The sequence below is a fragment of the Lysinibacillus telephonicus genome (genome assembly GCF_003966145.1).
Taxonomy (GTDB): domain Bacteria; phylum Bacillota; class Bacilli; order Bacillales_A; family Planococcaceae; genus Ureibacillus; species Ureibacillus telephonicus.
The window spans coordinates 1-1133 of record NZ_RXNR01000156.1 but is presented as its reverse complement, the minus strand read 5'-3'; the positions used below and the strand labels follow the sequence as shown (position 1 = coordinate 1133).

The 1133-nt window shown below is 34.9% G+C and carries 1 tRNA gene and 1 rRNA gene; both read left to right on the top strand.

Going from position 1 to position 1133, the window contains the following annotated elements:
- Nucleotides 1-122: 122 nt before the first annotated feature.
- A 5S ribosomal RNA gene (gene rrf, locus EKG35_RS20725) occupies nucleotides 123-238 on the top strand.
- Between the two features lie 309 nt (nucleotides 239-547).
- A tRNA-Asn gene (locus EKG35_RS20720) sits at nucleotides 548-622 on the top strand.
- Nucleotides 623-1133 lie beyond the last annotated feature (511 nt).

Sequence of the window (1133 nt, the reverse complement as noted above, 5' to 3'; positions counted from 1 at the left end):
AGGTGGAAGTGTGGCGACACATGGAGCTGACGAATACTAATCGATCGAGGACTTAACCAAAATTTTGAACGCATTCAATGTCTTTATCCAGTTTTGAGAGAACGAACTCTCAATTTAATAAGTCTAGTGATGATGGCAAAGAGGTCACACCCGTTCCCATACCGAACACGGAAGTTAAGCTCTTTAGCGCCGATGGTAGTTGGGGGCTTCCCCCTGTGAGAGTAGGACGTTGCTAGGCTCAAAAAGTCGCTGCTGAATTTAGTTCGGTAGTGGCTTTTTTATTAGATTTTTAGATTTTAGGTAGAACACGTTAGAATACAGCGAAAAAAGGGGAGTTCATGAGGTTTCCTAAACGGGGGTTGTTATTGCTTCTCTTGCCAGCCTAGGATAAGAAATTTCAGTGGTTGCTGGATATTATAAATTAGAATTTAGTGATGTTTCAACTTAATTAGTTAATGAAATATAAAAATTCAAAAAATAATTTTTATAAATGCTTGCATATTTTAGTGATATAGATATAATAATAAATGTACTTAAATATAAACGTTCCGAAGTAGCTCAGTGGTAGAGCAATCGGCTGTTAACCGATCGGTCGTAGGTTCGAGTCCTACCTTCGGAGCCATTTTTTTTTGCCCTTTTTTTCTCTTTTTATAACCCCTCAATAATTAATCTCTCATAAATATATTCCAAACTATTTAACCCTATTATATTTATTAGGTTGTACTTCTTCCAGCCAAACACCATATAAAGCTGAATCCTATTTAATGATGTAAGGTCCGATTGACGGATTTATGAAATGAAATTGTTTATTTAGTTTTAGCGATTAGGAAAGTATCTGCTCTCCTTATTTTATAGAATTACCAATGAAGTGTTGGAATCTTAGCGATAATTATACACATTTCGAGTACGATTTAGACTTTAATGGAGTATGTGGACCCGCTGCATTTCAATTCATATGGTAGGATAATTTTTATTAAATATAAGTCCATAAAAAAGAAAGATAGTTGCAAATAAATATAAATGTCAACTATATAATGTACATTTTCGTTCGTTTAAGAATGTACATTTTTGATTCCCCCAACCACTGGGATGGGGGAAGTATTCTTTAAAAGGGTGGTATGCCAAGCTGATTT